24 protein-coding genes are annotated in these 23,435 nt (G+C 66.4%); 13 read left to right on the plus strand and 11 right to left on the minus strand.

Annotated elements, in window-relative coordinates; translation table 11 throughout:
* Positions 1-175 precede the first annotated feature (175 nt).
* The 5 genes from ACGFNJ_RS08645 to ACGFNJ_RS08665 form a co-directional block, all read right to left on the minus strand.
* The gene (locus ACGFNJ_RS08645) at positions 176-433 is read right to left on the minus strand and encodes a hypothetical protein (protein WP_393444972.1); all 258 of its coding nucleotides are present in this window, start codon (positions 431-433) and stop codon (positions 176-178) included.
* Between the two features lie 558 nt (positions 434-991).
* A complete protein-coding gene (locus ACGFNJ_RS08650; protein WP_393444974.1) occupies positions 992-2,254 on the minus strand; it encodes a hypothetical protein in 1,263 nt (420 codons plus the stop codon).
* A gap of 14 nt (positions 2,255-2,268) precedes the next feature.
* Positions 2,269-2,856 (minus strand): hypothetical protein, encoded by a 588-nt coding sequence (locus tag ACGFNJ_RS08655; RefSeq protein ID WP_393444976.1) that lies wholly within the window; start codon positions 2,854-2,856, stop codon positions 2,269-2,271.
* Positions 2,857-3,224: 368 nt separating this feature from the next.
* A complete protein-coding gene (locus ACGFNJ_RS08660; RefSeq protein WP_393444978.1) occupies positions 3,225-3,410 on the minus strand; it encodes a hypothetical protein in 186 nt (61 codons plus the stop codon).
* 33 nt (positions 3,411-3,443) lie between these two features.
* Positions 3,444-4,019 carry a DNA-directed RNA polymerase subunit beta gene (locus ACGFNJ_RS08665; protein WP_393444980.1) on the minus strand — a complete coding sequence of 192 codons (576 nt, stop codon included), beginning with the start codon at positions 4,017-4,019 and terminating at the stop codon, positions 3,444-3,446.
* 72 nt (positions 4,020-4,091) lie between these two features.
* Here ACGFNJ_RS08665 and ACGFNJ_RS08670 point away from each other — a divergent pair, with 72 nt between their 5' ends.
* From ACGFNJ_RS08670 to ACGFNJ_RS08695, 6 genes are all read left to right on the plus strand, one after another.
* Positions 4,092-4,925, plus strand: a complete 834-nt coding sequence (locus ACGFNJ_RS08670; protein ID WP_393444982.1) for a sigma-70 family RNA polymerase sigma factor — start codon at positions 4,092-4,094, stop codon at positions 4,923-4,925.
* Complete coding sequence (locus ACGFNJ_RS08675; protein WP_393444984.1) at positions 4,922-5,725, plus strand: PP2C family serine/threonine-protein phosphatase; 804 nt, start codon at positions 4,922-4,924, stop codon at positions 5,723-5,725. The genes ACGFNJ_RS08670 and ACGFNJ_RS08675 overlap by 4 nt, the downstream gene beginning before the upstream one ends.
* 42 nt (positions 5,726-5,767) lie before the next feature.
* Positions 5,768-6,046 (plus strand): hypothetical protein, encoded by a 279-nt coding sequence (locus ACGFNJ_RS08680; protein WP_393444986.1) that lies wholly within the window; start codon positions 5,768-5,770, stop codon positions 6,044-6,046.
* A gap of 495 nt (positions 6,047-6,541) precedes the next feature.
* Entirely contained in the window at positions 6,542-7,597 is a 1,056-nt protein-coding gene (locus tag ACGFNJ_RS08685) for a serine/threonine-protein kinase (protein WP_393444988.1), read from the plus strand.
* Positions 7,598-7,804: 207 nt separating this feature from the next.
* Positions 7,805-9,583 (plus strand): protein kinase, encoded by a 1,779-nt coding sequence (locus ACGFNJ_RS08690; protein WP_393444990.1) that lies wholly within the window; start codon positions 7,805-7,807, stop codon positions 9,581-9,583.
* A gap of 62 nt (positions 9,584-9,645) precedes the next feature.
* Positions 9,646-11,379, plus strand: coding sequence for a protein kinase (locus ACGFNJ_RS08695; protein WP_393444992.1), 1,734 nt, complete (start codon positions 9,646-9,648; stop codon positions 11,377-11,379).
* A gap of 8 nt (positions 11,380-11,387) precedes the next feature.
* Here the strand turns inward: ACGFNJ_RS08695 and ACGFNJ_RS08700 are convergent, their stop codons facing one another.
* The gene (locus ACGFNJ_RS08700; protein WP_393444994.1) at positions 11,388-12,221 is read right to left on the minus strand and encodes a GNAT family N-acetyltransferase; all 834 of its coding nucleotides are present in this window, start codon (positions 12,219-12,221) and stop codon (positions 11,388-11,390) included.
* A gap of 36 nt (positions 12,222-12,257) precedes the next feature.
* Positions 12,258-12,602 (minus strand): hypothetical protein, encoded by a 345-nt coding sequence (locus ACGFNJ_RS08705; RefSeq protein WP_393444996.1) that lies wholly within the window; start codon positions 12,600-12,602, stop codon positions 12,258-12,260.
* A gap of 236 nt (positions 12,603-12,838) precedes the next feature.
* Here ACGFNJ_RS08705 and ACGFNJ_RS08710 point away from each other — a divergent pair, with 236 nt between their 5' ends.
* Positions 12,839-13,315: a hypothetical protein gene (locus ACGFNJ_RS08710; RefSeq protein WP_393444998.1), complete on the plus strand. Its 477-nt coding sequence runs from the start codon at positions 12,839-12,841 to the stop codon at positions 13,313-13,315.
* 44 nt (positions 13,316-13,359) lie between these two features.
* Here the strand turns inward: ACGFNJ_RS08710 and ACGFNJ_RS08715 are convergent, their stop codons facing one another.
* Together ACGFNJ_RS08715 and ACGFNJ_RS08720 are read right to left on the minus strand one after the other, a co-directional pair.
* On the minus strand, positions 13,360-14,484 hold the full coding sequence (locus tag ACGFNJ_RS08715; protein WP_393445000.1) for an acyl-CoA dehydrogenase family protein: 1,125 nt from the start codon (positions 14,482-14,484) through the stop codon (positions 13,360-13,362).
* A 9-nt stretch (positions 14,485-14,493) separates the two neighbouring features.
* Complete coding sequence (locus tag ACGFNJ_RS08720) at positions 14,494-15,666, minus strand: acyl-CoA dehydrogenase family protein (protein WP_393445003.1); 1,173 nt, start codon at positions 15,664-15,666, stop codon at positions 14,494-14,496.
* 216 nt (positions 15,667-15,882) lie between these two features.
* Here ACGFNJ_RS08720 and ACGFNJ_RS08725 point away from each other — a divergent pair, with 216 nt between their 5' ends.
* Complete coding sequence (locus tag ACGFNJ_RS08725; RefSeq protein WP_393445005.1) at positions 15,883-16,767, plus strand: hypothetical protein; 885 nt, start codon at positions 15,883-15,885, stop codon at positions 16,765-16,767.
* A 48-nt stretch (positions 16,768-16,815) separates the two neighbouring features.
* Here the strand turns inward: ACGFNJ_RS08725 and ACGFNJ_RS08730 are convergent, their stop codons facing one another.
* Positions 16,816-17,964 (minus strand): epoxide hydrolase family protein, encoded by a 1,149-nt coding sequence (locus ACGFNJ_RS08730; RefSeq protein ID WP_393445007.1) that lies wholly within the window; start codon positions 17,962-17,964, stop codon positions 16,816-16,818.
* A 97-nt stretch (positions 17,965-18,061) separates the two neighbouring features.
* Here ACGFNJ_RS08730 and ACGFNJ_RS08735 point away from each other — a divergent pair, with 97 nt between their 5' ends.
* On the plus strand, positions 18,062-19,030 hold the full coding sequence (locus ACGFNJ_RS08735) for a helix-turn-helix transcriptional regulator (protein WP_393445010.1): 969 nt from the start codon (positions 18,062-18,064) through the stop codon (positions 19,028-19,030).
* 23 nt (positions 19,031-19,053) lie between these two features.
* Here the strand turns inward: ACGFNJ_RS08735 and ACGFNJ_RS08740 are convergent, their stop codons facing one another.
* The gene (locus ACGFNJ_RS08740; RefSeq protein WP_393445012.1) at positions 19,054-19,977 is read right to left on the minus strand and encodes an SMP-30/gluconolactonase/LRE family protein; all 924 of its coding nucleotides are present in this window, start codon (positions 19,975-19,977) and stop codon (positions 19,054-19,056) included.
* A gap of 70 nt (positions 19,978-20,047) precedes the next feature.
* On the opposite strand from ACGFNJ_RS08740, the gene ACGFNJ_RS08745 reads away from it, so the two are divergent.
* From ACGFNJ_RS08745 to ACGFNJ_RS08760, 4 genes are read left to right on the plus strand one after another with little or no spacing between them, the layout of a single operon-like run.
* The gene (locus ACGFNJ_RS08745; protein WP_393445014.1) at positions 20,048-20,812 is read left to right on the plus strand and encodes an alpha/beta hydrolase; all 765 of its coding nucleotides are present in this window, start codon (positions 20,048-20,050) and stop codon (positions 20,810-20,812) included.
* Between the two features lie 56 nt (positions 20,813-20,868).
* Positions 20,869-21,309: a hypothetical protein gene (locus tag ACGFNJ_RS08750; RefSeq protein ID WP_393445016.1), complete on the plus strand. Its 441-nt coding sequence runs from the start codon at positions 20,869-20,871 to the stop codon at positions 21,307-21,309.
* Positions 21,302-22,624, plus strand: a complete 1,323-nt coding sequence (locus ACGFNJ_RS08755; RefSeq protein WP_393445018.1) for a hypothetical protein — start codon at positions 21,302-21,304, stop codon at positions 22,622-22,624. The genes ACGFNJ_RS08750 and ACGFNJ_RS08755 overlap by 8 nt, the downstream gene beginning before the upstream one ends.
* Positions 22,621-23,391, plus strand: coding sequence for an ESX secretion-associated protein EspG (locus tag ACGFNJ_RS08760; protein WP_393445020.1), 771 nt, complete (start codon positions 22,621-22,623; stop codon positions 23,389-23,391). Before ACGFNJ_RS08755 ends, ACGFNJ_RS08760 begins: the two co-directional genes overlap by 4 nt.
* The last annotated feature ends 44 nt before the right edge of the window (positions 23,392-23,435 follow it).

The raw sequence follows: 23,435 nt of genomic DNA on the forward strand, positions 1-23,435 counted from the left end.
AGTGCCGGCACCGCAACAGGGACGGATACCCTGCCTGACTGGAGTCTGTTGCACTGTATCCCAGACGCGAGAATACGTACGAGTGCAACAAGATCGCAATCGATCCACCTGTCACAGAATGGATACGTTTCCACGAATGTTCTAAACCGGTTGAGTGACAACAGGTTCCAGTTACCTACGCCTCGCTGCGGGATTCTCTGTCATCGCTGGGGCTCCGCTTGATCACCAGACGACGGAAGCCCGGGAAGCCGGGGCGGCTGTTCCGCTCCATCTCACCGAAGGCCCGTATTATCTCAGGCTTGTCCTTGGGCTTCGCCTTCTTAAGGGCGCGCTTCAAATCCCGGCTACGATAACGTCGATTAATCCACGCGGTGACGAGTGCGATCAGGCCGCTGGCAATTGAGGTGATCCCTATCAACACCCAGGGGTCCACTGAGGCTTCCTCTCTCGGAGCGGTCGAGAGAGGGGTTGGACAAACCTCAGCACGACCAGGACGGAATGAGTTCGTCTGGTGAACCAAGGTCAATCCCACCGGCAAAGGAAGGACTTAGGTATTGGACTATATGTCCCTAGTAAGCATGTCCGCGGCTACTGGTGCCAGGACTGTCGCCTCAGTGTCCTTTCAAGTTCAGGTACGCGGCCAGCCGGTGTTCACGGCCACGGGCCTTGCGCGAGCCGATGGCTCAGCGCCGAAGAACGAGCGTCACGCTCGAAGACCGGGCGGTCGGCAAGGGAGAGAAGAGGGATGGCGTCCGTTGATGGACGCGAGCCTGAAACGGCTAGACTGAAGCATGATCCAAGGTCCCTATCTTGGGTCCGAACCCCGGGGTGTTACCGGCACCGCCGGGGTTCACTATTTGGTTAGGCCAATGACCCTACGCACGGCCCACTGCGCCGCGCAACCCACTGCGTCACAAGTAGATTCACCGTAGATGTACTACTTAAATGAATACGAACTGATGAGGCTAAGAGCATGATTCGGCTGCGGACATCAACGGGTGCGCTCTATGCCGCGGCCGTCTCGTCCGTCCCTGCCACCTCGTTCGACGCTGGGTGCGTGTCCAGGCGGAGTCCGCACCGCCGCCTCGGGTGCCTGTGCTTGGCCTAGGGCAAGTAGGCGCTGGACTTCGGGCGAAATACCTTGCATTTGGCTCTCTCTCAACGCTTTTGCGCGTTCCTGGGCTGCCGCCTCGCGGGCTTCACGGACCGCCTCGGCCGCTCGCGCCGCATCCGCTTCTCGCTGCTGTGCAGCTGCTTCGCGAGCCTTGTCGGCCGCCTCGCGCCCGGCTGCGTCGACTGCCTCACGCGCGCCACGTTCAGTGGTGTCGCTGACGTTCTGCCCCCTCAGCACCGCAAGGAATTCCGGTGCGATCCGGTCGGCTGCCTCACGCGACGCCCGGTCCTGCGCGGTCTCCGGGACTTCACGGCCCTGCGCTCGCTCAACGACCTGGTTGGAATCAGCTCGCCCCTTGCCTAATTCGCCAGGGGGCGGAAACTCCAGCGCTGCCTTTCTGGCGGCCTCCCGTTCGGCCTTCGCGCGGTCGGCATCCGATACTTCGCGCGCCGGAGCTTCCCGCTCCGCTTTCGCTTGGCTCTCCGCCCGGCCTTTCGCAGCACCGTCCTTGAATTTCCCAACCTTCTCAAGGCTAACGGCTTTCTCGCGAGCTTTCGCAATCGTTGCTATTTTATCTCGACGTTTTTGAAGATCTACGCCCTTTTGTTCGCGTGCTTTCGCGGCGACACCCGGTAACTCAAGCTGAACGCCCTGCGGTTCCTTTCCGCGCTGTCTACTCTGCTCTAAGTCCCTGCCAATTGCCCAGATCGCGCGGGCATCGGCTCGTGAGATTTCTAGGTGCGTGAACCGGTCAGGAAAGTCACGCTTCAATCCGTCGATGAGTTCTCGGCACTCTTTCGAGATCGACTCACCCTCAACCGAACGCAATATGTGATGATTTATCTCGCCCCTGTCGAGAAGTTCCCGAATGCCTCGAAGCTGCTTCTCATCCTTCCTTCCCTCGATTCGACCGGACTTCTCTTCGATCGAATCGGTGCGACCGGGAACTTGCTCATTCCTGATTTTGTCGAACTGAATCCGTTCCGTGCGACCGTCCTTGTCTCGGAACTCATATTTGCGCGATCCTGGGGTGTAACCGTTTTCGCGGTCACGAAAAAATCTGCCGGTGCCGCTCTCGAAGTTTTTGCCACGCTCGTGGTTCGGAACCTGGTCGCGATCTTGGCTGTAGCCGTCACTCATCGGGAGCCTGCAATTTACATCAGATTGTAGTATTTTCGGCGCAGGTCGGCAGTGATGTGGATGAAGCCGTCACCGTATTTGATATTGTGGTCGATCATCGAATCGATGTAATCAAATACGGTGGAGTCATCTTCGTCGCCGTCGTAATCCACGTATCGCAGTGCCGGAACTACTTCGCCAGCATAGAACGATCGGTCGGGACCGTATTCGGTATGGTCTACCCATTCGCCACCCACGTATTTCACGAAACAGGCACCGAGGAAGCAAACGAATGCGTCGGTCATGTCCTGGTTTTCCGGCAGGTATGGTGTGTCCGGGTCCGGGAACAGTTCCCTGCAAATATCGTTCAGTTGCTGGAGTTCGAGGGAGTCCTCCGGCCACAGATCAGGCGGGAGTCGATCCAATCCCGCATGTTTGAGAAACTTCCGCACTTGCGCCGCCTGTCGTTCAGGGTCGACCCATTTACCCCACTCGGTCTGCTCAACACCAAGATCCATGCTCAGCTGGTCGTCAGCTTGTCCCATAGTGCTTCCCCTGTCGGTAGTCGGTACCGCTTGCACCGCTGAAGATACAAGCAGTTCATGACAAAGACTGGTCATCATCGCTATCCACCTCGGGCCGCTGGGCACGTATGAACCACTCCCGTGCCTCCTTCAGCCGATCCGCGATGGGGCCGCTCTGCGGCTCACCCATGGCGTTGTAAGCGTCCTTAGCCCTAAGGAATTCGGCTCGCGCTTCCGCATACTCGGTCATGGCTCGTACAGCCGCTCGTTCGGCAAGCGGCTCAATCCCATTGCAGTACCAGGGATTACGTAAACATCGTCGACGTAATGTCGGCCTTCGCGTTCAGCCACGAAGCTGTCTGCGGCAGTGCGGCAGGCCGCGAAGTCCATCCGAATACCGTTCACGGTCACTACGAGGCGTACGTCTGGCTCATCCGGATGCGGAGACACGTGAGCATGGTCGGCACTCATCGCGTTTGCTGCTCCCTCAGCCACTGGTCGAGCTCGGCCAGCGTGCCCGACACCACCGGCTTGTGACGACTTGCTGTGAACAACTCCCAACCGTAGGGTGCGTGATTTTGACGCACTAGCCCGTATCCGGCCTTGCCTGCCAGCGAGAGCACCCGCTGACGAAGTTGCCCGAACTCACTCACAGCCGCCCCCTCGATACGGCTTTACCTGCGATGTCACCGAACACGAGGCATCACCATCGTTCGCGAGTCTCGATCAATCCACGCAAACGCCCGGACAACCTCCACCACCCGTAGCCCGCTCGACCGGACCGAGTTATGGGGCAGCCGTATCCAGCGTCGTTGCGCCCAGGATTCCGCTGTGGGAGAAGGTAATACGATCGATCCGGTACGAACTACAGTCACGTCGGCGCGCTCCAGCTCGAACGACAACCGAACATCAGTGTCGGGCAGATCAGGGCGGATCAGATACGTCCAACGGTTCGATCCGAGGTTGGCGATTATCGGGCCGACTGTCGAACCATGAGACAGCATGTGCATTCGCACCGTGTCACCCAAGGGGGCGGGCATGGTCAGTGCGCCGATGCTGCCCGCGCGAAAGGTGATGCGCCCCAACGTGGGTGGGTCGATCTTGGCGGGGAGTCCGCACATCTCCCGGTAGTAAGAACATCGGGTTAGCGGCGTGTCCTCGTTCGGTATGTGTTCCATCGTGTTTGAAGCCCCCTGCTTACGGCGGTAGCTGACAGGCTGTTGTTTAGCCCCCCTAAACTCAGTATCGAAGCTGTCAAACATGAAGTTTAGGGGGGGTAAACCTGAGGCTACGCCTGCCGGAAAACAGCGTCAAGCACCTCTAAACTCGGAGCCGTGACTGCGGATGACTTCGAACAGGTCCGGAACGACCCGGACCCTATCCGCCGTGGTCAGCGAGCCTCGGAGTTGATGGTCGTGTACCAGCAGCGCGTGACAGAGCTGGCGCGGCTCCGCAAGGCTGCCATCGAGGAAGCCCACCGCCACGGGCTGAGCTACGTCGAGATCGCCGAGCGGTTCGGTATCACGAAAGGGAGGATCACCCAGATCCGAAGCGAGGCACCGCGTGCCGAACGCGCCTTCTTTGGTGTCGGTCCCGTCGCTGTTGGAATCCCTCGACGGCTCGGGTTCGAAGAGGGCCGTGAACGGCCGTTCTTCGACGCCAATGATCAGGCCACGCAAGAGGCAATCGAGGCTACTGTCGCGCGACTTGCGTTGTCCAGTAGTCGATTTGCGATCGATCGGGACTGCGCGGAGCTGCCTACCGGGGATGCGGTCGTCATCTGTGGGCCGAAGTCTGCTCCAATCGCGGGCTTCTTGCTCACCAACGACCCGGTCCTTAGTTTCCGACGGACCGAGGAAGATGGGTGGTCGATCGCAGACTCGCGGACCAACCAGCACTACGTCTCGCCGTATCGTCGCGACAGTACGACGCGAACCGATGTCGGATACTTCTCACGACGGCAAGACGGCGGTCGAATCGTCGTGCACATCGCTGGCATTACGAGCGTGGGATCGCTTGGAGTAGCCCACTGGCTTGACCGGCACCTTCCCGAGGTGTTCGAGCCGCCTTCGACCTTCCTCAGCGGCGTGGTCGAATGCGAGTTCACCACCGATTTCACTGTCATCGATACCAGGCTGATCGCCGGTCCCTACTCGGACCGCGCATGAACATCTCCACTGCACAGCTGCCAACGCGGTCGGGTGATGATCGGGTGCTGGTGGCTGCGAATGGTGTTGTCCTGCTGGATGGAGCAACCGCGTTCGATCCAGACATGCCGTCGGCGAGTGCATACGTCGACGTACTCGCCGAAGAACTCAACCGCCGACTCGACAGCAGCCAGGATCTTCGGACAGTCCTGTCCGACGCCATCGCGGCAACGGCGGAACAGCTTCGCCTTCAGCCGGGTCAGGCGCCTTCCAGCACCGTATCGATCCTGCGCCTGAACAGAGGGAACACCGAGGTGCTCGTACTTGGCGACTCGCCGGTTGTGATTGGACGACACAATTCCCATGACCTGATCGCTGACACACGTATGGCGGAGCTGAATCTGCCGGAGTCTGAGCAATACAGGACGCGGCTCGCCTCTGGGAGTGGGTACGACGAACACCACTACAGCTTGCTGCGGTCGTTGCAGCGTCGACAACGGGGTCACCGCAATCAGCCGGGCGGCTACTGGATCGCTGAGGCAGACCCTTCTGCGGCCGACCATGCGATCGTCGCCAACTATCGGCTTCACGAAATCGACTGGGTCGTGCTCGCAACAGATGGCGCGTCCACCCCTCTTGGCCCCCTGAATGTTTCGTGGGCGGACGTTGCTCAGATGAACGCCAGTAGCTTGGCCCGCCTCCTGGCTCGATGCCAGAAATGGGAAGCAGAGGACGACCCCTGCGGACGGTTACAGCCACGTTCCAAGCGGCACGACGACAAGTCGATCGTCGTCGCTCGCCCGGACTCATCGGGCCAATAGAACCCAACGCGCTGAGCTCGCCGCGGTCGCTACCCCGGACGCATGATCTACGGCTACGCCCGCGCCGCTCATCCCTGGGATCTCACCGTCGAAGCCGTCTCGCTTCGGCGCTCCGGCTGCGATGAGGTATTTCACGATGCCTACAGCGAAGACGACCCACGTGAAGACTGGGCCAAGCTGATTGAGCGAGTGCGGCCGGGAGACACGATCCGGTTCGTTGAGTTCGACCGGGTAGCCCAGGACGCCGACGAGGCGGCGTTCATCCTGGACGGCCTGACCGAACTCGGGGTGCACTCGGAATTCCTGGTCGGGCGATACTGAGACGTGCTAGAACGCAAGCAACCCCGGAGCGAACTCCGGGGGTTGTTGGTTGTATCGGGCCGGTCGTGCTGTGTGATGTCCGCCACTTCGTAAGCGTCGCTGCGCGATAACTCGGCTCAGAAAGTCGTCGGCGTGTCCGCTTGGCGACACGCCGGTCGACCAAGGCGCACGGACTACTGCAAGAGGCCGGGAACTGCCGGGCATCTGAGGGTTACTTTGGGTGCCACTTTGGTTGCGAAAACCGGGGAATCTGCGGGAGTTTCCGGGAACGACTGGGAACTTCTCCGAGTGCGAAACACCCTGCTAGACAACACAAAATGCCCCAAAGGGCCTGGTCAAGCTGCGGTGTTGGGGCATCTGTGCTCCAATGCGCATAGGGGCCAGCTTAACGACCACCACCGACAGCATTCGAAGGATGCGGCGCGGGACCTGTTGCATCCCGTCGGCCCCACGAGATACATCGGTAAGTATCCGCGCGCCGTACCCGATGAGGGGGTGAAAACCGTGTTGCATCCCGGCGATGTCTTCGCAGGTTATGTCATCAAGCGTGTGCTCGGCCGTGGCGGCATGGGCACCGTCTACCTGGCCCGCCATCCTCGGCTGCCGCGGCTGACCGCGCTGAAACTGCTGAAGCCCGAGCTCTACACCGAGCTGGAGATCCGCCGCCGGTTCGAGCGGGAGGCCGACCTCGCGGCGCAGCTGGACCATCCCAACATCGTCACGGTGTTCGATCGTGGCGCCGAGGATCGGCAGCTGTGGATCTCGATGCAGTACGTGCCTGGCGCGGACGCCTCCTGCGCCGATGTGAACGTGCTCGAGCCGGGCCGCGCCGTGCAGATCATCAGCGATACCGCGATCGCGCTCGACTTCGCGCACGCGAATCAGGTGCTGCACCGAGACGTCAAGCCCGCCAACATCTTGTTGGCGAAAGCGCCGATCGGGCAGCCGGAACGGGTGCTGCTCACCGATTTCGGCATCGCGGGCGTCCGCGGCAGCGACAGCACGCTGAGCTCGTCGGGTTCGATCACCGCGACACTGGCGTTCGGCGCACCGGAACAGCTGACCGGGCACCCGCTGGACGACCGGGCCGACCAGTACTCGCTGGCCTGCACGCTGTTCTGGCTGCTGACCGGCGCCGCGCCCTACCCAGGCGCGCATCCGGTCGCGGTGGTCAACAGTCATCTGTATGCGCCGGTGCCGCTGCTCAGCCAAGTGCGGCCCGGTCTGCCATCGGCGTTGGACGCGGTCCTGGCGCGAGCGATGGCGAAGCGGCCCGCCGACCGGTTCGACGACTGCGCGCAGTTCGCTGCGGCCGCCCGGCATGCCCTCGCGACCGGCGGCCCGCAGCGAAACGGGCACCAACCTGATGCCCCTGTGCAGGGCGACAACGCCGTCGCCGCGGCCACCGAATCGACGCCGCCGCCAACGACATCCACGCCGCCGCGACCGAGATCGGTTCCGCCGCCTAGCTTCCTGCCGCCGCGGCACCGCCTGCGCCCCGGCACCATCGAGCTGCCCGACCTGCACCGCCGCCCTGGTTCGGCGCCATGACGGCAGCAAGCACCACAGCCTCGAGCAATAGCGTCTCGCTATCGAATGTTGCTGCGATTACCCTGCTTTCACCGGCGACCGAACCGCCGGTAACTACTGCTATGGTTTCGATGTTTTCCGTGGTCCGGCCCGTGCCCGATCACGCGTTCTTATGCTGTGCGCCTGTTCGTCGGTGGGTCCCGGCGCGCGGCGGGAAGTGGAGCAGACATGCTGGCCAGCGGTGATGTTTTCGCCGGCTATGTCATCGAGCGGCAACTGGGTCGCGGTGGCATGGGTTCGGTCTACCTGGCGAAACATCCTCGGCTGCCGCGGTTGACCGCGCTCAAACTGCTGAACCGGGAGATGTTCTTCGACAAGGAGGTGCGGGCGCGGTTCGAACGGGAGGCGGATCTGGTCGCCCAGCTCGATCACCCGAACATCGTCACGGTCTACGACCGCGGGCTCGACGACGAACAGCTGTGGATCTCGATGCAGTACATCGACGGGATCGACGCCGCCTCGGTGCAACCGCAAACGCTGCCGCCCGAGCGGGCGGTGCAGATCATCAAGGAAACCGCGGACGCACTCGATTACGCGCACGGCATCGGCGTGCTGCATCGCGACGTCAAGCCGGCGAACATCCTGCTGGCCAGGTCGGGCAGTGGCCGCGGCGAGCGGGTGTATCTCACCGACTTCGGTATCGCCCGCTTCCGCGACGACACCGGCCACCTCACCCAGACCGGCACCTTCACCGCCACGCTGGCGTACGCGTCGCCCGAACAGCTGACCGGCTCGGCGCTCGACCATCGGTCGGACCAGTATTCGCTGGCATGCTCGCTGTTCTGGTTGTTCACCGGCACCGGCCCGTTCTCGGCGACCAACCCGGCCGCGGTGATCCAGGGACATCTGCAAGGCGCGCCGCCCGCACTGAGCAGCCACCGTCCCGGCCTGCCCTACGCGCTGGACAGCGTGCTGGCCAGGGCGATGGCGAAGCGTCCTGACGAGCGCTACCCCACCTGCGCGGAGTTCGCCGCCGCCGCCAGACAGGCGCTCACCACGCCGAGCGCCCCCGCGCTTCCGGTGGTCGGCGGGCCGCGTCCGTTCACCGCGCCGCCGACGCCGGTGACCGGACCGCGACCGACCACGGGACCGCGACCGACCACGGGACCGCGACCGACCACCGGGCCGCCGAACCACGTGATGGGCACACCGCCGCCCTACGGCCAGCCGACGAGCGGCCCGAATCACCTTGCGGGACCGCAGTACTCGACACCGCCGCCGGCCACCCTGGTGGCGCAGCCCGGCGGCTATCAGCCGACCGCGCCGTACCAAGGCCCGCAGTCCGGACCGCACTTCACGCCACCGCCGCCACCCAGGTCGCACGCGAGCGCCACCGGACAGCCGCCGAAGAAGTCCAATGTCGGCATCATCATCGCCATCTGCTTCGCAGGCGTGATCCTGATCCTGGTGACGCTCGGCCTGATCGGCGCGCTCTCCGACTCGAGCACGACGACCGACGGCCCGACGACCAGCGTGTCCGCGCCGGGCACCACGGTGCCCGCGACCGCGGACTCGATCAGTGCCGAATTCCCGCGCATGGTGCCGACCAGCAAGTCCCAGGAGGTCGGCTACAACGGCGCCAAGTGCTGGGAGACGGGAACGAGCTACGTGCCCGATCCGAGCGCAGGCGACCCGGACTTCGGCAAATGGGCGTGGCAGTGGCGCTGTTACGGCGGCGGCGAGAGCCAGGATCCGTTCTACCGCATCTACGTCTACCAGTCCGCCGCCGACGCGCAGGCGGTGGTGAACAAGCTGCCGAACAACACCAAATCGATGGACACCAACGGCGGAAAGTCCTACACCAACTACAAATTCGAGTCCAGTGGGGCCAAGATCGTCACCCTGTTCACCGGCGACCCCGACCGCGCCCAGTACGTGATGTACACCAGCGATACCGGCTCCCTCGACGCGACCTTGCGCTGGTGGCGCTCGGCGCCGCTGAACTAGCAGATGCTGGACACCGGGCCCACCCGTCACCCGGCCACCACCCCTGATCGGATCGCTACGCGATGCTAGAAGTATTCGCCGGGTACACCATCGAACGCCTGCTAGGCAGGGGCGGCATGGGATCGGTGTACCTGGCACGGCATCCGCGGCTGCCTCGGCTGACCGCGATGAAACTGCTGAACCCGGAACTGTTCGGCGACAAGGAAGTTCGCACCCGCTTCGAGCGGGAGGCCGACCTGGTTGCCCGACTGGACCACCCGAACATCGTGACGGTGTTCGACCGTGGCATCGAAGACGAGCGGCTCTGGATCTCGATGCAGTACATCGACGGCACCGACGCCACCGCGGTGGACGCGACGACGTCACCGCCGTCGCGTGCCGTGCGAATCATCGCCGAGACCGCCAAGGCGCTCGACTTCGCGCACCGCAACGGCGTGCTGCATCGCGATGTGAAGCCGGCCAATATCTTGCTGGAGGGTAGCGGGGGCCCGGATCAGCGGGTGTTTCTCACCGATTTCGGCATCGCCCGCTTCCGGGACGACACCGGACGACTCACCCAGACCGGCACGTTCACCGCCACGCTGGCCTACGCGTCACCGGAGCAGCTGTCGGGCGCGGTGCTCGATCACCGGTCGGATCAATACTCGTTGGCCTGCACGCTGTTTCGGCTGCTGACCGGCACCGTGCCGTTCGAAGCGACCAATCCGGTCGCGGTGATCCAGGCACACATGATGATGCCACCGCCATCGGTCAGCAGGCTGCGGCCTGGCCTGCCGACGGCGCTGGACGCGGTGCTGGCCAAGGCGATGGCGAAGCGGGCCGACGAGCGGTTCGGTTCCTGCGTCGAATTCGCCGACGCCGCGGTGCGCGCGCTGACCGCGCCGCCGCAGTCGGTGCCTGCGCAGTTCGCGTCTGCCCAGTTCACGCCGCCGCCGATAGCGCAGCAGCAGCCGTCGCTCGCGCGGCCGCCGTCGATGCCGCAGCAGCCGTCGATGCCACAGCAGTCGTCGATGCCGCAGCACCAGCGGAGCGCCGAATACGCCTCGCCCGAAACACCTCTCGACTACCGCCGCCCCGCGCCGGTTCGGCGCTCGCGCCGCCGGGCCTCGGTCGGTGCGGCCGTCGGCATCGTCCTTGCCGTCGGTCTCGTCGGCACGATCGTCGCGTTCTCGGTGGCCAAAACCCCGACACCCGGCGCAACCCAGCCTTCGAGCACGACCCGTGCGCAGAACACCAGCACAGCGAACTCCACCGCGGCGACCAGTGTCGCCGCGTCCACAGCGCCCACTACCTCGGCGCCACCGACCACCGCCGATCGCGCCGTCGTCGGCGCGAACGCCGCGAAACTCGGCAGCGAGTTCCCCGGCATGCTGCCCAAAACCACTGCGCAGCAGCTGGTCCAGTCCGGCACGGGCTACAACAAGGCAGGCTGCTTCGCCTATCAGCCGAGCGACGCCATCACCGAACACGACGATCCCACCTTCGGCACCTGGGTGGTCATGTGGCGGTGCTTCGGCGGCCCGAACAAGGCCGCCTTCGCCTTCTACCTCTACGCCTCCCCCGCCGAGGCGCAGTCCGCGCTCGACGGGCTGCCCGCCAACGACCGGAGCACCGCGACCAACCACGGACACGAATACACCAACTACACACTGCGCAACAGCAATCGGCTGCGCCCGCGGATGGTCACCGCGTTCACGGCGGACCCGCAGCGGGCGTCGATCCTGATGTACAGCGCCGGTTTCATCGCCACCGACGCCGAGTTCATGCAGTGGTGGACGGACGCACCGCTGAATTGAGCCCGCGCCTAATCGAAGGCGTGGTGGACGAATTCGTGCGTCGGGTGGAATCCGATGGCCTGGTAGATCTTGCTGGTGGTGGGGTTGGCCATGTCGGCGAAGAGACAGACGTTCAGGTCGTCCGCACGCAACAGCTGCGCGAGGTGCGCGGTGACCGCGCTGCCGTAGCCGCGCCCACGCTCTTCCGGCGGGGTGTACACGATGCTGATGCGGGACCAGCCGTGCACCGGAATCTGATTGGACGCCATGCTGATCGGACGACCATCGCGTTCCCAGAACCACAGGAAGCCCGCCGCGACCCGGTTGCGGATGACCGACTCGTCCTGCGTGCGCGGCGAGATCCCCGTCTCGATGCGCATCGCCGCTGCCCATTCGACGCACAGCGCGGCGTCGGATTCTGTTGCCCGGCGCAGACTTCCCGGCACATCGGGAACGCGCAGCGCGCCGAGCCGGTAGAGCCGGGTGGTGTAGGACTCGTGGAAGCCGACACCGCGCAGCGCGCTCCAGCGCTCGGCGAAGGCGGTGGCGTCGGCGATGATGCCTTCTACCCCACCGCTTTCCGGGACCACCTCGGCCAGCGCATCGGCCACCGCGACCGCGCCGCCGTCAGGGAGTTCGCCTAGATAGGTGTCCCGGCCATCGACCCGCATCGCGGCGCCGACCACGGACCCGTCGTCGGCGTGTAAGGAGAGGAAGTGCGGCGTGCCGACCGCGCCTTGCAGGCCGGCCACGTGAGTGGCGATGCTCGTGGTCATCACGGTGTGCCGCAACGGATCACGAAGCAGGAACTGCTCGGTGCGCGAGCGGTACTCGGTCGCGTCCGTGGTGATCTCGATCCTCATAGATCATCACGGTAGGCGTCGAAAGCGCGGCGCGCCCTACTCGGTTTCGTTGCCGCCGCCGTCGCGCCTGCGCAGCTTGAGCAGGATCAACCCTGCGGTGCACGCGAGAATCAGTCCGGCGACCGTGATTTCGACGTGCAGGCCTGCGATGCCGAGGACAGCCCCGACGATGCCGCCGAGGAAAATAAGCCAGGCCAGTGTCCGCGAAATGATCGTGGACAGCGTGCGCGCTGACCGATTCGACACGAGATGCTGCGAAGTAGCCGACACCGCATTTTCCGCGGCCGCGGACGACTCCTGCTGCGACGTTGTCGAGTAAGCTCCCATCATCAACTCCTCGATGACGCCGATCAGAGAACCACTGCCGCGTTCATCAGACAACGCTTCTCTCATCTGGGTACAGGCGTCTCACGCGTAACTTTGCTCACACGCTACGACTACGACGGGCCGCATGACAGCGACACGTGCCCGCGACACGCCGAAGTGACCAATTCGATATCTGAATTGCGAGTGTTTTATATACGTCCATTATGCGCATCACAGGCGACCGCTTCGCCTGGCTCGGTCGGCCGTGCTCGAGTAAGGTGATGCGCACTCGAACGAGGAGAGTGTCACCGATGGAGCATCCCCGGACCAAGATCGCCGGTCCAGCGATTGCCGCAGGAGCGGTCTCTCTCGGACTCGTCCTCATCGGCGCCTGCGGCATCGGCAGGAACGACACCCACGTCGACCCCCCGCCGCTGCAGTCGGACCCGTACATCGCGCCCGCCGCCGCCCGTGAGGGCGTGACCACGACCGCGGCGGTGCTGATCCCACCGTCGCCGACCTGGCAAATCGCCCCGTACCAGGCGCCGCACGCGACCCCGTTCACCGGCTTCGCCACCACCACCTCGGGGGAACCGACGCCGAGTGGCGAGTCGACCGCGCCTGCCCCCCATGAGGATCCGGCACCGAGCGACAGCGAAACGACGACCAGGCCGACGCGGCCCGCCACCACGGCACGTCCGACCACGCCGCGCACCACGACCGAACCGAGCACGTCGGAACCGGCCGTGACGACGCGCCCGGCGCCGCCGTCCGGCGAACACGACTGACCCGAGCCCGCGGTGGTGCGTGAATCACGCACCACCGCAGCGGTTCACAGCTCAGGCAGCTCGTACTCGCCGACCCGAGCGCTGAGCACCCGCAGGTGCTCCATACCGCCACCGAGCGTGCGCTCGATCGCGGTCAACCTGGCCACATAGTGGCCGACCGGGTATTCCGCGGTGACACCGATGCCGCCGTGCATCTGGATGGCCTCCTGACCGATGTGCCGCGCCGAGCGGCTGATCTGGAGCCGGGCCCGTGACCCGACGACCGGGTCGTCGACACCGTCGGCCAGTGCCGCGGTGGCGTACAGGCTGATGCTGCGCGCCAGTTCCAGCGAGACATACATGTTCGCCGCGCGCTGGGTGAGCGTCTGGAACTTCGACAGGGTGACCCCGAACTGCTTGCGCTGCTTGAGGTAGTCGGTCGTCAACCGCAATGCCTCTTCCATCGCGCCGACAGATTCCGCACACAGGCTGGCCTGCGCCAGCGCCTGTACCGCGCGAATCGCATCGGCCGCGTCGGCGCCACCGAGCAGCTCGCCATGGGCCTTGTCGAATTCGAGCTGGGCCCCGCGCTGCCCGTCCACCGTGCGGTAGGACTTGCGCAGCACGCCCTCGGCATTCGGGTCGACCAGGAACAGCCCGGTCGCGCCGCCCGGCAGCTCGGCGCTGACCACCAGCTGGTCGGCGCAGTCGCCGTGGGCCACCGGATTCTTGGTGCCGCTCAGCAGGTACGAATCACCCTGCGGGACAGCCGTGGTGGCCAGCTCGGTGGCAGGCCAGCGCACGCCGGGCTCGGCATGCGCGAAGGCGAGCAGCGTGGTGCCCGCCGCGACCTGGGGCAGCACCCGCGCGCGCTGTTCGGCGGTGCCTGCCTGCGCGATCAAGCCGCCGGGCACCAGGACCGCGTCCAGGATCGGCTCCGGCGCCAGCCTGCGACCGACCTCCGCCAGCACGACCATCGTTTCCACCGGACCGGCGCCGACACCGCCGTCCTCCTCGGTGAAGCTCAGCCCGAGCACGCCGAGTTCGGCGAGCTGCTGCCACACCTCGCGGCTCCAGCCGAGTTCGGAATCGGTGACCTTGAGCCTGGTTTCGGCGTCATAGTTGCGCGCGAGCAGGTCACGGACCGTGTCGCGCAGCATTTCCTGTTCATCGGTGAGATCGAAATCCATGGCGGCGCCTCACAATCCGAGGATCGTGGAGGCGATGATGGTGCGCTGCACCTCGCTGGAGCCTCCGTAGATGGTTGTCTTGCGGTAGTTCAGGTAGCTGGGTCCGCTGCGCTGCGCCCAACCGGGCGAGGCGATCTCGTCGGCGCCGACCGGCAGCGCGTCCTGGCCCGCGATATCGAGCAGCAGTTCGGTGGTGGCCTGCTGCAGCTCCGAGCCGCGCAGCTTCAGCACCGACGACGCCGGATTCGGCTTGCCGTCCGAGGAATTGGAGACCACGCGCAGCTGGGTGAGCTCGAGCGCGAGCAGTTCGTTCTCCAGCTCGGCGACCCGCGCCGCGAACAACGGATCCTCGAGCAGCGTTCCGGCGCCGGACTTGGTCTGCGCCGCATACTCCTTCGCGATGCCGATCTTCACCTTGGTGCGGCCGACGCCGGTGATGCCGGTGCGCTCGTTGCCGAGCAGGAACTTGGCGTAGGTCCAGCCCATGTTCTCCTGGCCGACCAGCTGATCGGCGGGCACCCTGACGTTCTCGAAGAACACCTCGTTCACCTCGTAGCCGCCGTCGATCAGCTTGATCGGGCGGATGGTGACACCGGGCGACTTCACGTCGAACAGCAGGAACGAGATGCCTGCCTGCTTCTTCGGCGCGTTCGGATCGGTGCGGACCAGGCAGAAGATCCAGTCCGCGTACTGCGCGAGCGTGGTCCAGATCTTCTGGCCGTTGACGATGTAGGAATCGCCGTCGCGCACCGCGGTGGTGCGCAGCGAGGCGAGGTCGGAGCCGGCGTCCGGCTCGGAAAAGCCTTGGCACCACCAGATGTCCAGCGCGGCCGTGGCAGGCAGGAAGCGCTGCTTGAGCTCGTCGGAACCGAAGTGCGCGATCACCGGGCCGACCATCTGCGCGTTGAAGGTGAGCGGCTCCGGCACCGAGGCCAGCTGCATCTCGTCCTGCCAGAGATGGCGCTGCATCGGGGTCCAGTCCTTGCCACCCCACTCGACCGGCCAGTTCGGCACCGCGAGCCCGTGCTCGTTGAGGATCTTGTGGGTGCGGACGATCTCGTCGCGAGACAGCTCGTGGCCGTACTTGAAGCGCTCACGGATGTCGGCGGGAATCTCGGTCCGATAGAACTTTCGCAGTTCGTCGCGGAAGGCGACCTCGTCGGGGGACAGGCTTATTTTCATACGCAGCTCCGTCTGTGTCTCGTACGTCCGCCGTCCAAACTACCCTTCGGTAATCTCTCACTGTCGACTGGATCACACCGGTAGGACACGCGTAGCCTGGTCACCTCGAGGTGAACGGCTCGGCTACCCGGGCGGTATTTCTGACGAACTGGTACGTTGCTGCACGTGGGTTGGGGACCCCAGAGGCTCGGGGATCGAGGAGTACGAGTGAACGGCATGACCATCGCACGCGCCGCAACGGCCATGACAGCTCTCGGCATCGGCGCCGCACTGACCGTGGGCGGTTCTGCCGCCGCCGATCCCGCGCCATCGCCGGTCGACGCCGCGCTCACCCATCTCACCGAGACCGCAGGCCCCGACCCGGTCGCGCAGACCGGCGTCGCCGCGCTCACGCAGTACACCAAGCTCGCCGATGTCGCCGCGCTGCGCCAGGTCACCACGGCCTTCACCCCCTTCGCCTATGCGGCACCGACTTTCGGCTGCGGCAGCCTCGGCCCGATCACCACGATCATCGCGGCCGCGAGCACCGACGCCGAAGGCAACAGCCAGGACCTCAATGTCGCGCCGGGCACCCTGCGGTTCAGTGCCACCCCCGCGCACCCCGGCACGCCCCTGGCCTCCGGCCTCGCCGTGGCCTGGCTGAACGTCAACAACGGCGCCAGCGGGATCGACACACTCGACGACATCACCGAATACGGGCTGCCCTCACTGTCGAAGACGGTGCGCAGCGGACCGGGCACCGTGATCGCCTCGATGTGGGGCATCATCGACTACCCCTTCGCGCACTGCGTGATGACGCCGACCGTCGGCCTCTTCATGGTGCCGGACCAGCCCGCAGCACCCGAAGTCAAGCCGTTGAACACGGACGCGCCCGGCCTGGTCACGCCGGGACCCAATGGGACCATCACCGGTCCGCTGCCGGAATCCGCACCGGCCACCTCGACGCAGCCTGCCCCGGCGCAAGCACCCGCCCCGGCCCCTGCTCGTGCGCCGGAGCCGGAGCCGGCGCAGGCCCCAGCCCCAGCTGCGGCCGCACCGACCACTCCCACCGCTCCCGCGGGCGCTGCGGTGCACGGCGAGTTCACCAAGCCGAGTAGCTGATACTGCGGCACCGCCACGAAGGACGGTGCCGCACAGCCTCGTTCCGGATCAGCGGAGCTTGGCGAAGAAGGCGCGGATATCCGCGACGTGCATCTGCGGCTTCTCCATCGCCACAAAGTGATTGCCGGTGTTGCCCTCCGGCCAATGCGCGATCGTGTTGTCGCGCTCGGCAAGTCGACGCATCAGCGCGGACCCGCCGCCATAGACACCGGTCGGCACCTGCTTCTGTCCCTTCGGCCACCCGAACCGCCCGTCCGCACCGAGACCGTTGTACATCGGCCAGGACGAGGACCCCGCCGTGTTGGTGAACCAGTAGAGGCTGACATTGGTCAGCAGATCGTCGCGGTCCATGACATCCTCGGCCCGTTCGGCGAGGTAGGTGAACTCGTTGAACTTGTGCATCAGCCAACCGAGCAGGCCGACCGGGGAATCGGTCCACGCATGCGCGAAGGTCTGCGGCGCGACGCGCAGCAGGGCGTGATGGTCGACGCCGGTCATCCACTGCTGCATCAGATCCCATTCGGCACGCTCGTCCGCGGACATCGTCGGCACATCCGCCTCGGTCGGCATCCCGATGCCGCCATCGAGGTGTACTCCGATCACCCGGTCCGGCGCCGCGATCGCCAGCTCGGGGGCGACATAGGCGCCGAGATCGCCGCCCTGGGCGCCGAACCGCTCGTAGCCGAGCCGATCCATGAGGACGAGGAACATCTCGGCCACCCGGCCGGGCGTCATCCCCGGTTCGGTCGGCCCGTCCGAAAACGCGAAACCGGGCACCGAGGGGACAACGACGTGGAACGCCTGCGCCGGATCGAGACCGTGCGCGCGCGGGTCGCTGAGCAGGCCGATCGTCTTGGTGAACTCGATGAAGGTGTTCGGCCAGCCGTGGACCAGGATCAGCGGGGTCGCGTCCGGCTCGGGTGAGCGCACGTGCAGGAAGTGCACATCGAGGCCGTCGATCTCGGTGATGAACTGCGGGAACTCGTTCAACGCCGCCTCCTGTGCACGCCAGTCGAATCCGGTCCGCCAGTACTCGGCCAGCTCGGTGAGATAAGCGACCGAAACGCCGCGCTCCGAGCCCGCGCCGGGCAGCTGCGCCGACCAACGGGTGCGGGCGAGACGGTCGTGCAGATCGTCGAGGTCGGCCTGCGGAATGTCGATGCGGAACGGGCGAATCTCGGTGCGGTCGATGGTCATCGGGGTCTCCTTGGCTAACCGGTTTTGCTGAACTGAAGACCACGGTAGGAGCCATGTAGGACTACCTGTGTCCTAGTTATCTGGAATTCTGAGGATCATGAACGATACTTCGGCGCGGCTGCTCCGACTGCTCTCACTGCTGCAAACACCGCGCGAGTGGCCGGGCAGCGAATTGGCCGACCGTCTCGGCGTCACCGATCGCACCGTGCGCCGCGATATCGACCGGCTGCGCGAACTCGGCTATCCGGTCGAGGCGACGATGGGCGCGGCGGGCGGCTACCGCCTGGTGGCCGGTTCCGCGCTGCCGCCGCTGCTGGTCGAGGACGACGAGGCGGTCGCGATCGCGGTAGGCCTGCGGGCCGCGGCGGGTTACGCCGTCGCAGGCATCGAGGACGCGTCGGTGCGCGCACTCACCAAGCTGGAGCAGGTCCTGCCCGCCAAGCTGCGCCGCAGGGTCCGGGTGCTCGGCACCGCACTCGCGCTGCCGAGCGAGACCGGACCGACCGCCGACCCCGAAGTGCTCACCACCCTCGCCGCGGCCGTAACCAATAGGGAGCGAGTACGTTTCGCCTACCGCGACGGCGCGGGAACGCAGACCCGCAGGCACGCCGAACCGATCGGCCTCGCGCCGGCCAGGCACCGCTGGTACCTCGTCGGCTACGACCTGGATCGCAGCGACTGGCGGATGTTTCGCGTCGACCGCATCGAAAACCCGCAGCCGACCGCAGCCAGGATCACCCCGCGCGAGCTGCCCGCCGAAAACGCCGCGGCCTATGTCGCCGGGCGTCGAACCGATTGGGGTACGCCGACTTTCCGGCTGTCGGTGACGATTCACGCACCCGTGAGAAAGGTCGCGGGCCGGCTCGGCAGCGGGCCGGACGAACTCCGCGCGATCGACGAGCACACCTGTCGACTCGATGCGCTCCGTGACGACGCACCGGAATGGTTGGCGCACCGGCTGATCGCCCTCGGCGTCGACTTCGAGGTACACGAACCCGCCGCACTGATCGACCAATTGCGCTCGGCGTCAGCACGAATCGAGCGCGCCGTCGCCGGACACCGCTGACACGATCGAGTGCGCCGGAAACGCTACGACGCGAGCTGGATGCGCAGTACCGCCCCGCGTTCAGTGCCCGCCAACAGCTGGCCTGGCCGTCCCGGCACCGCGACCACCGAGGTCATCGGCTCGCCGCTCAGCACGGCACAGCTCGCCCCGGTGGCGGGATCGACGCGCACGAGCTGACCGAAAACCGTAGTCACATACAGAATTCCGTCCGCATCGACGAGGAGATCATCGGTGAAATCCGGCACACCGGCCAGCGGCGACGACACGTCGGCGACGGGGGAACTGCTGCCCGGCGCATCGATCGGGATCCGCAGGATCCGGCCGAGCGGACCACCGTTGGACGTCACATAGAGCACCCGGTCGCGGACGACGACGCCGTTCGCACTCGTCTTCGGCGCCTGCGCGGTCCACGCGTCGTCGATGCTGCCGTCCGGGCGGACCCGGATCACGCCGGACAACGACGCACCGAGATAGAGGTAACCGTCCGCGTCGAACGCGGCGCCGTTGGGCATGGTGGCCACGCCCGAGACGAAGACCTCCGGCTTCGGGTCTGCGGCCGCCGGATCGAAACGCACGACCCCGCCGGGCCGGACCAGGCTGGTCGGCGTATCCCCGTAGACGACATAAAGCAACCCGTCCGGCCCACTGCGCACCGCGCCGGGGAATTCCACCGGCACGGTCGCGGTCAACGCACCGGAGCGGTCATAGCGCTGCACCACACCGCCGTAGGTGCGGGAGACCCAGAGATTGCCTGTGGCGTCATAGCCGACGTTCTCCGACCAGTCGTACATCGGTACCGCGGCGGGCACCGCGGTCGCGGATGACGCGGGCCCGCACCCGGCGACCGCACCGGCGCTCGGGTCCGCGACGGCGGCCGGTGCAGTGCAAGCCAACGCGACCAACAGCGCGGGCCAGAGCAGGGCACCTGGACGGCGGATTCTTCTCAACAGGCACCCCTGACTCTCCGCGCGGACACAGCAATCGGCTGGCATTCTAGCCCCGTTAGCCGAGGAAATCATGAAGTCCACTGAGCAGCAGGATCTTTGGCAGTATCTGGGCATGCCATATTTCGACGGCGCGCGCGGCAGGATGCACTATCGGCGGTGGCCGATCGAAAACTCCCTGGCCACAGTCCTGTTACTGCCCGGATTGGGCCAGCACAGCGGCCACTATCACCGATTCGCGCGCACGCTGAAGGCCGCCGATATCGAGATGTGGGCGCTCGATACTTCGGGACACGGACTCAGCGAGGGCGATCCGGGTAAACCGGGCACCCTGTCGGAGTTGGTCGCCGACGCGTTGATGATGGTCGAGCTCGTGCGCGCGACCACACCGCAACCACCGTTGCTGATGATGGGGCATTCGCTCGGTGCCGTCACCACGCTCGGCATGTTCGGCGCCGCGGTGCCGGACCCGGCCGAGGCCACGGCCGACTCGACGGTGGAACGCGCCCTCCCGCTGCGCCCCGCCCTCCCCGCGGACGCGGTGGCAGGCCTCGTCCTGTCCGGCGTGCCGAAACGGGCACTCGGCGGCGGCGCCCGCGGCGCGGCGGGAACACCACTGCCGCCGAGCCTTCCGGTGCTCGCGGTGCACGGTGTCGAAGACCGTAGGGCACCCATTGATGCGATAAGGGTATGGACTCGGCGGCATGAGTCGGTAGATTTGCACGAGTACATCGACGCCGGACACGATCTGCTGCACGAGCCCGTACACGCACAGGTCGCCGCCGACATCGTGAACTGGACGCAGGGCGTGGTCGTGGGGTTGGCGCGACGCCCGTGAACTGAGCACCGTCGGCGAGGCCGAAGGTGCCACAGACAAGGAAGGGGGACGGCGAGGTGCCATCGAACGAGAACGCCACTGGCGTCGGGAGCCCGGATCTCTCGATCGTCGCCGCGCCCGGCGTCACCGCCGCCGCGCTGCACAAGGCCGTCGACGAAGGCGCGGTGTGGATCGACGGCGTGCTGGTCGCCGACGGTGTGCACGAGCGCTGCGCGCGACGCTACGAAGAACTCGCCGATCAGGTCGAGGCACAGATCAAGGTGCTCAACGCCGCGGCGGCGCTGCCGGGGTTCGGCGGGTTCGCCTCCGGCGACGCACTGCGCGCCGGATTCGAGAACAAGGCGCACGGCGCGATGACCCGATTGTGGGAGTACGCCGAAGCCGCCAGAGAACTCGCCATCACCTTCCGCGCCGCGGCGGCCGCGTACAAGCGGACCGACCAGGCGCTGGCGTCGGCGGTCGATCGGATCGACGTGGCGGGAGTGCCGCATGCGTAAATTGCCGAGGAACGCTGATGGGTCCCTGCAGCGGCGGACCGACCCCGCGTACGCGCCGACCGTCGAGATCTTCGACAACATGCCGCACAAGACGATCCACGACAAGGTCCAACTGCTGAAGCCGTCGGTGCTCGCGGGCGGACAGCAGGCCTGGGGCGACGCGGCGGCCGGGCTGGCCGACGCGGTCTCCCAGGCGCACACCGAGATTCGGGCCGCCATCGCGGACGGCTGGCGCGGCAGCGGTGCGCACCGCGCGGCCGAGGCGGTGCGGTCGTTCGAGGAGACCGGGCAGGAACTCGCGGACGTGCTCGCGGTCGTTTCGCAACGGCTCGGCCGAGCCGGGGACGCGGCCGAGGCGCTGCGGTCCGCCGTGTCCGCGCCGCCGGCGACCGCACTCGATCTGGGTGCGGCGCTGCTGGATCCGACGCAGGCCACCACCAATGCCTCGGATCAGAAGACGGCCGAGCACAGCCGCCAGGATGTCGTGCGCGCGATGAACGACATCTACACCGACGTGTTCATCCCGACCGGCACCGACGTGCCCGCGTTCCCCGATCAGCAGACCGGTGACCAGCAGGCCGCGCCGAGCGGCACGCCTGCCGCGAAGCTCGTTGGGCCGGGCCTCGACACGGAAACGCCACTGGCACAGCAGGTTCCGCTCGGGACCGGCGCGGCGGGAAGCCAGCCCGCCGCCGCGACGACCACCGAGGAGCGAATCACCACCGAGCAGCCCGCCACCGAAACCGAGGAACCCGCGGTCGTCACCCCGGCGAGCAGCCCCGTCGTTCCCGACGTCGGTGCGCCCTCGACGCCCGCACTCTCCCCCGTCACCATGGCGGCCGGCACGGAGTCCGCGCTGTCGACGACACCCGCGGCCACCCAGGTGCCGAGCACGCCCGCCGCGGCAACGCCGTCGACACCGATGACCACCGCGGCATCCACCCCGCAGGTCACCGTGCCGACCATTCCCGGAACGGCAGGTACGGCCACCGCCGACGAACAACGCAAGCGCGACGAGCAACGCCGCGCGACACAGCACAGCGGCAGCGACGCGGTCACCGGACTCGGCGCCGGCGCGATGGGCGGCCTCATGGGCGGGGCCATCGCGGCGGGCGATACCCCGCGACCGGGTTCCAGCGTGGCCGCGAACGCGGCGGTCGCCCGCACCGCGCAGTACGACGACGAGGAGGACGACGATTTCCTCTTCGACGACCTCCCCACCTATCTCGAACCCTCCGACAACGGCGGTGAGTTGATCGGCGCGATCGATCCGACCACGCCGCCGGTGCTCGGCGAGTGGACCGAGCTGGAGTGAACTGGACGCTGACACCGGACCAGTTCGCACTCGCGTGGGCGCGTACCGATGGTGATCGGATGCCCTATCCGCTGGCCGTCCGGTTGTCCGCGCGCGACAGCGTCGAGCGGGACGCGCAGTTACCCGCGCTGACCGCCTGGTGTGACCAGGTGCTCGACGCGGACCTGGAGGCGGCGCTGCGCGTGCTCGCCGCACCGGAGCTGCGCATCGAGGTCTACGGCGAACGCGAACCAGGCCAGGAGCCGAACGCGGTGGTCCGCCCGGTGCGGGTGCTCGGCGCGGCGGCGGGCAATGTCGCGGTGGTCGCCGCACAGCGCCCCGGCGCGACGCCGGACCGCGGCGGTGATATCCGGTTGTTCGTCGGCAGCGTGAAAAGCCTGACCGCGCGGGTCGTTTCGATGCTCCCCGAGTATCCGCCCGGCACCGTCCCGCGCTTGACCGCGCCGCTGGCCAGGGTCGTCGAGGACAGCAGGGACCTGGTGACCGTGCCGGTGGCCGGGCCGACCGTGCCCGCGCGCATCCGTAGGCTGCTGCGCCAGCCGAGGGACGGCATCGGCCAGCTCGTGGTGTCGGCCAGGCAGGCCAACGGCGAGCTGCGTCCGTTCGGGGTGCTCTGCTGGATCGATGTGAGCGACGACGGCCGCTACTCGGTACGCACCGGCGCCAACGTCGATCTCGTCCCGGTGTCCGCGCACGGCTTCATCGCACAGCTGCGCCCGATGGTGACCGCGGCCGAGCGCACCATCGCGTACGCCGATCGCTGGTAGACGCGCGGATCGAACCAGCGTGCGCGGCTGGGGTTTACGGTGTA

The sequence above is a fragment of the Nocardia sp. NPDC049149 genome (assembly GCF_043197455.1).
In the GTDB taxonomy this organism is placed as follows: domain Bacteria; phylum Actinomycetota; class Actinomycetes; order Mycobacteriales; family Mycobacteriaceae; genus Nocardia.